7 protein-coding genes and 1 pseudogene are annotated in these 7,536 nt (G+C 64.9%); 3 read left to right on the forward strand and 5 right to left on the reverse strand.

Going from position 1 to position 7,536, the window contains the following annotated elements; genetic code table 11:
- Positions 1-175: 175 nt before the first annotated feature.
- Together Q3C01_RS33795 and efp are read right to left on the reverse strand one after the other, a co-directional pair.
- Positions 176-1,783 (reverse strand): M23 family peptidase, encoded by a 1,608-nt coding sequence (locus tag Q3C01_RS33795; protein ID WP_458149596.1) that lies wholly within the window; start codon positions 1,781-1,783, stop codon positions 176-178.
- A 53-nt stretch (positions 1,784-1,836) separates the two neighbouring features.
- Positions 1,837-2,403 carry an elongation factor P gene (gene efp / locus Q3C01_RS33800; protein WP_458149597.1) on the reverse strand — a complete coding sequence of 189 codons (567 nt, stop codon included), beginning with the start codon at positions 2,401-2,403 and terminating at the stop codon, positions 1,837-1,839.
- Between the two features lie 162 nt (positions 2,404-2,565).
- Here efp and epmA point away from each other — a divergent pair, with 162 nt between their 5' ends.
- Genes epmA through Q3C01_RS33815 form a run of 3 tightly spaced genes read left to right on the forward strand, consistent with a single transcriptional unit; the run spans position 2,566 to position 5,010 of the window.
- Positions 2,566-3,618: an EF-P lysine aminoacylase EpmA gene (gene epmA / locus Q3C01_RS33805; protein ID WP_458149598.1), complete on the forward strand. Its 1,053-nt coding sequence runs from the start codon at positions 2,566-2,568 to the stop codon at positions 3,616-3,618.
- On the forward strand, positions 3,615-4,709 hold the full coding sequence (locus Q3C01_RS33810) for a lysine-2,3-aminomutase-like protein (protein ID WP_458149599.1): 1,095 nt from the start codon (positions 3,615-3,617) through the stop codon (positions 4,707-4,709). Before epmA ends, Q3C01_RS33810 begins: the two co-directional genes overlap by 4 nt.
- A gap of 46 nt (positions 4,710-4,755) precedes the next feature.
- Positions 4,756-5,010 carry a hypothetical protein gene (locus tag Q3C01_RS33815; protein WP_458149600.1) on the forward strand — a complete coding sequence of 85 codons (255 nt, stop codon included), beginning with the start codon at positions 4,756-4,758 and terminating at the stop codon, positions 5,008-5,010.
- A gap of 53 nt (positions 5,011-5,063) precedes the next feature.
- On the opposite strand, the gene Q3C01_RS33820 is transcribed toward Q3C01_RS33815, so the two are convergent.
- The 3 genes and pseudogenes from Q3C01_RS33820 to Q3C01_RS33830 all read right to left on the reverse strand — a co-directional run.
- Positions 5,064-6,149: a 3-deoxy-7-phosphoheptulonate synthase gene (locus Q3C01_RS33820; protein ID WP_458149601.1), complete on the reverse strand. Its 1,086-nt coding sequence runs from the start codon at positions 6,147-6,149 to the stop codon at positions 5,064-5,066.
- 234 nt (positions 6,150-6,383) lie between these two features.
- Positions 6,384-6,962, reverse strand: coding sequence for an HdeD family acid-resistance protein (locus Q3C01_RS33825; protein ID WP_458149602.1), 579 nt, complete (start codon positions 6,960-6,962; stop codon positions 6,384-6,386).
- Between the two features lie 70 nt (positions 6,963-7,032).
- Positions 7,033-7,536: pseudogene (locus Q3C01_RS33830) on the reverse strand (PrsW family intramembrane metalloprotease); the annotation flags it as partial.

Raw genomic sequence — 7,536 nt, forward strand, 5'->3', positions numbered from 1 at the left:
CCCTTGATCAGGAGGCTCAACGAGCGGCGCGCGCTATGCGAATGATGCCGAAACTTGGGCCAACGCTGGCTGGGATGGTGCAGGAATCGTGCGGGCTATTGATGCTGGTTCCGTCGCGCTCGCAGCGACGGTGCCGAGGCCGAGCAGACGCCGTCTGTGGGCGGCCGCGCTCGCCTCAATTCTCTTCGCTGCTTGAGCCTTCGCGCTGGTCCGGCTTGACCGTATCTTCGGGCAGCGCGTGCGCAAGCGGCTGTGGCGCGCCGGCAACCTCCGGGCCGATCTCGTGGCCGCGGCCGCGGATCAGGCGCTCATAGGCGGAGATGAGGGTGACGTAGGGATTGACCCAGATCCAGCCGTCGCGGGTGAACACCTGGACGTCGAAATGCAGGTGAAGAGAGGTGCCGCCAGGATGGTCGAGATAGTTGGAGATCACGCCGATCTTCTCGCCCTCGCTGACGGTGTGGCCGTTGACGAGACCGTCGACGTTCATCGCGGACGGGTTCATGTGCATGTAGCGGAAGCGGATGTGCTCGGTGCGGCTATTGACCTGGAGCGTCGCCGCCTGGTCCTTCGGCCCGCGGATCACGGTCGCATCGCGCACGGCGACGACGCTCTGCTGCTTGGGGTCGCAGCGTTCGCCGGCGTCAGTATTCGCCGGGCAATCTGCGGCGCGGATGTCCTCGCCCTGGTGGCCATAGCCGCCCGGGCACTGCCAAACCTGGAAGCTGCGGGACTCGCAAAAATTATCGCGCCAGGGATAGGTGGTCGACCCATCCGCCTTGTCGCGCTTGCCGTAGGATTGCGAGCGGACGTAGGCCGGCGCCTTCGCGAGTGGAAAGCGAATCTGCGCATAGGCCATGACGTCGGGATGGCCCGCCTGCTTGCGGTAGCCGGTGTTGGGAATGATGTCGCCGCTCGGCCGGTAGCCGAAATCCGCCGCCCGCCCCAAGGGCCGATCGACCATTTCGGAGGCGATGTCCGTCAGCGGACGGATGCGCTGCCCACCCGCCACATGCAGCGCTTTCAGGAAACGCTCGGCAACCGGATAAGCCTCTTTGCACGCGAGGCGCCGCGGTTTTGCGACGCTGTCGAGGCACTGGATCGACACGACATAGGCCGCGCCGAAGCGGCTGAAGGCGTAGCGGACGAAGCCTTCGCGAATAAAGCGGCGCAGATCGGGATATTGGCCGGACAGCGACTTGACCGGCTCGCCCTTGCCACCGGCGGGATCGGCAAGATCGTAGATCAGCGCGGAGCCGGTGATCTGGATCTCCACCGGCTTTGCGAACACCCGCTGCGGCAGGCCGTCGCCGGCACCCGGCTCAAGCGAGAAAACCGCGTCGTAGCCCGAAGGGCCAGCATCGAACAGGTCGGCCGGGCTGAAGTCGGACTGGTAGCGGGCAAGCGCAAGGTTCGCCGCTGCGCCGCTGCGCTGAGCATCGAGATAGGCGGCGGCATCGAAGGGCAGGAGCACCGGAACGGAGCTGCGCGCGATACCTGGGAAGAATTGCGAGGAAACCCCGTTGAGCTGCACCAGCGCCGGCTGCGCGCGGGGATCGAAGCGGCCAACCGAACGGCGCTGTGTGAACACGAAGTCGCCGGCGATTGCCGGATGCGCGTTGATTTCGCTGCGGAGCTGGTCGAGCGCTACGCGCCAGTCGACGCGCAGGGCTGTAAGCGAGGGGGTGCGGAATTCGTCCGCGGACAGCGGCGCAGAGCCGGCGACCAGAAGCGTAAGCGACTGCAAAAGGGACGAGACGAAGCGGAACCTGTGCCTGCCCACTGTTGTCTCGTCCCCCGGCGCCCTTGCCTGTTCCGACCGCTCGGTCGCTTTGCCTAGTCCTTGGCGCGCTCGGCGTAAGAACCGTCTTCCGTCATCACCACGACGCGGGTGCCAACCGAGATGTGGGGCGGCACAGTGGTGCGGACGCCGTTGGAGAGCACTGCAGGCTTATAGGAAGAGGAGGCCGTCTGGCCCTTGGTCACGGGCTCGGTCTCGACCACTTCCAGCGTCACGCGCTGCGGCAGCGCGATCGACACCGGGTTGGCGTCGTGCATGGACAGCTTGACCGTCATGCTCTCCTGGAGATAGGCGGCCGAGTTGCCGATGATGTCCTTGGAAACCTGGACCTGGTCATAGGTTTCCGGGTTCATGAAGTGGTAACCGTCACCATCCTCGTAGAGGAAGGTGTAGTTGCGCTCCTCGATCGTGACCTTCTCGACCTGGTCGGTGGTCTTGTACCGCTCGGAGATCTTTACCCCGTCGCTGATTCGGCGCATTTCGATCTGGCTGACCGGGGTGCCCTTGCCGGGATGGATGTTCTCCGCGGTCACGACGACGTAGAGCTTGCCGTCTTGCTCGATCACGTTGCCTTTGCGAATAGAACTGGCGATGACTCTCAAAGCTGTATTTCCTGCTTGCTTAGCCCGGCACCGGCCAGGGCATGGTCAAATTGATGGGGGACTGGGGGCCTTGACTCGGACCTCGGCGCCCGTTTCGGGCCGCAACATACTGATTTTGCCGTTGGATGCCAGCGTTTTGCTGTCCCCCGGGATGGTCCGGTAATGGTTGGGGACAAGCTCACCAGCCCGTTCTGGGCCCCCAACCGGCACATCGACCGGCGACCGTTCCTCCAGGCAAGGGGGGCGATCACGGCCGCCGTCCGGGCCTTCTTCGCCGAGCAGGGCTTTGTCGAGGTCGAAACATCGGTTTTGCAGGTCTCGCCGGGCAATGAGACCCATTTGCACGCGCCCCGGACCGGGATCATGCGCCCCGACGGCAGCCGGGTGACGCGGTATTTACGGACTTCGCCGGAATTCGCCTGCAAGAAGCTGCTCGCGGCCGGGGAGTCCCGGATTTTCGAGCTGGCGCGGGTGTTTCGCGACCGGGAGCGGGGCGATCTGCATCTGCCCGAGTTCACCATGCTGGAATGGTACCGTGCAGGCGCTCCCTATGACGCCATCATGGCCGACTGCATCGTGGTGATCGCAACTGCCGCGCGGGCGACTGGGATCGGCCAGTTCTCGTTCCGGGGCCGGACCGCCGACCCCTTTGCGGAGCCTGAGCTGCTGACGGTTGCCTATGCTTTCGAGCAGTTTGCAGGGATCGATCTGCTGTCGACCATTTCGCGCGACGAGGGCGACCGCGATGCGCTCGCCGCTGCCGCCGGGACGAAGGTGCGGGTGACGGAGGACGACACCTGGTCGGACATCTTCAGCAAGGTGCTGGTCGAGCACGTCGAGCCGCATCTGGGACAGGGGCGTTTGACCATTCTGTTCGAATACCCATCTTTCGAGGCGGCGCTAGCGCGTGCGAAGGCGGACGATCCGCGGGTGGCCGAACGGTTCGAGGTCTATGCCTGCGGGGTGGAGCTTGCCAACGGCTTTGGGGAATTGACCGATGCCGTGGAGCAGCGCCGGCGCTTTCAACTGTCGATGGCGGAGAAGCAGCGGCGCTATGGCGAGGCCTATCCGTTGGATGAGGATTTTCTCGCCGCCGTGGGCCAAATGCCGGAAGCGAGTGGCGTGGCGCTCGGCTTCGACCGGCTGGTGATGCTGGCGAGCGGTGCATTGCGGATTGATCAGGTGGTATGGACGCCGCCTCAAGGTGAGACATGACGAAGACCAATCTCGCACGAACCTTGCGCGAGCCGGCCGAGCTCGTAGAGCTGGGCCTCGCGCCGGCGTCCGAGCTCGCCGCGCTAGAGCGCGTCGCCTCGCGTTATGCGGTCGCGATCACGCCCGAACTCGCCGGTCTCATCGACAGCTCCGATTCGGATGATCCCATCGCCCGGCAATTCGTTCCGAATGCTGCGGAACTCGAGGTGCGGCCGGGTGAAGATGCCGACCCGATCGGCGATCACGCCTGGTCGCCGGTCGCCGGCATCGTGCATCGTTATCCCGATCGGGTGCTGTTCAAGCTCGTGCATGTCTGCGCGGTCTATTGCCGCTTCTGCTTCCGCCGGGAGATGGTCGGCCCGGGCAAGGAGAACGCGCTGTCGGAGAGCGCCTATAGCGCAGCGATCGCATATATCCGCGCACACAGCGAGATCTGGGAGGTGATCCTCACCGGCGGCGATCCCCTGATGCTGTCGCCGCGGCGGTTGGGCGAGATCATGGCTGATCTCGGCGGGATCGATCACGTCAAGGTCATCCGCCTGCACACCCGCGTACCGGTGGCCGATCCCGACCGCGTCAGCGAGGAGATGGTTGCCGCATTGAGGGTGAGAGGTGCCACGACCTGGGTCGCGCTGCACGCGAACCACGCCCGCGAGCTTACGGACAAGGCGCGTTCCGTCTGCGCCCGCCTCGTTGATGCCGGCATTCCCATGGTCAGCCAGTCCGTGTTGCTGCGCGGCGTCAACGACAACGTCGCCGCTCTGTCGGATTTGATGCGTGCTTTCGTGGAATGCCGGATCAAGCCCTACTACCTGCATCACGGCGATCTCGCACCGGGCACGTCGCATCTGCGCACCACGCTCGCGGAGGGGCAGGAATTAATGCGCACACTGCGCGGCCGGGTGTCGGGACTGTGCCAGCCGGAGTACGTGCTCGATCTTCCCGGCGGCGCCGGTAAATCGCCGGTTGGCCCGAATTACGTGTTGGCGACGCAAAATACCGCACCCACCAAAGGTGATGCGGCGTCGGAAACGCGCTATCGTATCGTTGACTATTGCGGCGACGTTCATCTCTATCCGCCTGAGAGCTGAGCGGACAAGACGAGGGTGCGCCGGCTTTTCGGAGTGGAGGAGCAGAATGAGAAAAATTGTCGTGGCACTGTCGCTGCTGGCCTTGTTCGGCGGCACGGCCATCGCGCAGACCGGGAGCAAGGGATCATCATCGGGACAGTCGGCTACGTCCGGCTCGGTGCCAGAGGCGCCCATTGGGCACCGTCAGCCGCGCGCGTCCGATGTGCCCAATGAAAAGAATATCAGTGATCCCAATGATCCCCTGAGTAAGGAAAACCAGGCGCTCGACAAGAAGATCAAGAGCATCTGCCGCGGCTGCTAGCCGCGTAGCGTGCGGGCAGGGCGCGACAGCTCGCCCCGCCCGCAAGGGCCCGCCTAGGCAGAGCGCTCGTGAATGCCCGCGCGCTGTGCGTTCCGCCGGATCTCGACCGCGTCGGCGAGCTGCCCGAGCACCGTCGCCGTCGTCGTCCAGTCGATGCAGCCATCGGTGATGCTCTGGCCGTAAGTGAGCGGCTTGCCCGGCACCACATCCTGGCGGCCGGCGACGAGGTTGCTCTCGATCATCACGCCCATGATGCGGCTCTCGCCGCCGGCGATCTGGCCGGCGATGTCAGCGGTGACGATCGGCTGGTTCTCCGGCTTCTTGCTCGAATTGGCGTGGCTCGAATCCACCATCAGGCGCGGCCCGACGCCGGACTTGGCGAGCTCGTTGCAGGCCGCCGCCACGCTCGCGGCGTCGTAGTTCGGCTTGCTCCCGCCACGCAGGATGATGTGGCAGTCCTCGTTGCCCGCGGTCGATGCGATCGCCGAGCGGCCGCGCTTGGTCACCGCCATGAAATGGTGCGGATGGGCGGCCGACTTCACCGCGTCCGCAGCGATGCGCACGTTGCCGTCGGTCCCATTCTTGAAGCCGACCGGGCAGGACAGCCCCGACGCCAGCTCGCGATGGATCTGGCTTTCAGTCGTGCGCGCGCCGATCGCGGCCCAGGACACGAGATCGGCAATATATTGCGGCGTCGTCATGTCGAGAAACTCGGCGCCGGCGGGCAAGCCGAGATTGTTGACGGCCGACAGCACGTTGCGCGCAAGCCGCAGGCCCTTGTTGATGTCGAAGCTGCCATCGAGGTCGGGGTCGTTGATCAGACCCTTCCAGCCGACGGTGGTGCGCGGCTTCTCGAAATAAACCCGCATCACGATCTCGAGCTGGTCGGCCAGATCCTCACGCAGGTGTGCGAGCTTCTCGGCGTAGTCGATCGCGGCCTCGGGATCGTGCACGGAGCAGGGGCCGACGACGACCAGAAGGCGATCGTCCTGGCCGCCCAGGATGGCGTGGATCGCGTTGCGCGCCGCCATCACCACGCGGGTTGCCGTGAGCGTGCGCGGGATCTCCCGCATCACCTCTTCCGGCGTGCTCAGCTCTTTCAATTCGCGGATACGAAGATCGTCGGTCGTGCTCAGCACGGCGGGCTCCTGTTGTGAGAGAACCTGCCGGCCAATAAAAAAGCCGCCAGGTCTGGCGGCTGTTCGGATGTCTTGCTGCAATGTGTCAGATTGAGCGCGATCCTCCCGCCGCCAGCGAGCTGTCGTAGCTAAAGTACCAAAAATAGCTGGTGGCGAAGGTGATCATGGCGGGCTCTATAGCGCAGCATTTGGGGCTTGTCACCCCCCCAACAAGGGGGTGAGCCACCGCGCCGATCATGTGTTGCTGTTGCGCGCCGCAAGCGAGATGCCGATCAGCGTGGCGCCGCCGAACAGGAGGTTAATCCCGACGAGGATACCGATCGCCCATTCCGCCGAGCTCGGCAGGCCCGTGATGACCAGGAAAGAGATCACGATGTCGACGAGCCCGGAGATCACGAGCCACGACCAGCGGCCGGTCAGCTCGCGGCGATGCTCCAGCGCGTACATGATGGTGGCGACGCCCTCGGCGAGGAAATAGGCGCCGAGTACGATCGTCAGCGTCAGCACGGCCTGCATCGGCCGCGCCAAAAGGACCATGCCGGCGAGCACGGCGAGCGCCGCGGAGATCAGCGACCACCAGAAGCCCGGCATGTTGCGCGCCCAGAATGTCGCGACCAGCCCGCCGATGCCGCTGATCAGGAACATCCAACCGAGGAAGATCGTGATCGCGAGGCTTGCGAGCGGCGGCAGGATCAGCGCGGTGATGCCGAGAATGACGAGCAGGATGCCTTCGAACAGGAACGCTTTCCAATGCGCCTTGACTGCTCGGCTCATGGCGGACTGCAATCGGGCAAATTGCTCGGGCGGCGTCATGGAGGCCTCCAGGCCGCAAGGACCAGATGCGGCTCACTCTAGTATGTGCGTTCCGCGGTGACCACCCGCCTCAGGGCGCGGATGAAAACCCTTCGGCACTGGTGCGGATGCGGTTGCGGCCGAGAACGTAGATCGCCGTTGTGACAACCAGTAGAGCGATACCGAGCAGGATCGAGGTCAGACCGATCGGGATCAGCACCAGCGTCACGTTGTGATCGGGATTGACGAGCCAGTGATGGATCGAGGTCAGCACGAAGGCAAGGCCGACAAAGCCGACGCCGCCGCCGATCACCAGCAGCGCCCACATGCGCCGAAGCTGGCTCAGGCGTTCGCGCGCGATCTCGGTGCGCGGTGCGTGGTGGCGCGCGACGCGGCGCACCAGGCGGATGGCGAAGGCGATCGAGCTGAAGCCGATCAAGAGGCTCGCCGCGCCGAACCACATCCGCACATTCGGATCGAGGTCGGGCATTCGCTGCAAGGTCAGCAGCGGAAAATCGAAACTCGCATGCAGCGCGAGCGGGCCCATCAGCATCAGGACGCGGCTCGAGAAGCGCGCCCAGTCGCGATGGTGACG

It is taken from the genome of Bradyrhizobium sp. UFLA05-109, assembly GCF_054185165.1.

Excerpts from the sequence above, each read along its gene's own strand:
- epmA (WP_458149598.1), top strand. The coding sequence starts at position 2,566 with ATGGTTGGGGACAAGCTCACCAGCCCGTTCTGGGCCCCCAACCGGCAC.
- Q3C01_RS33810 (WP_458149599.1), top strand. The coding sequence starts at position 3,615 with ATGACGAAGACCAATCTCGCACGAACCTTGCGCGAGCCGGCCGAGCTC.
- Q3C01_RS33815 (WP_458149600.1), top strand. The coding sequence starts at position 4,756 with ATGAGAAAAATTGTCGTGGCACTGTCGCTGCTGGCCTTGTTCGGCGGC.
- Q3C01_RS33825 (WP_458149602.1), bottom strand. The coding sequence starts at position 6,962 with ATGACGCCGCCCGAGCAATTTGCCCGATTGCAGTCCGCCATGAGCCGA.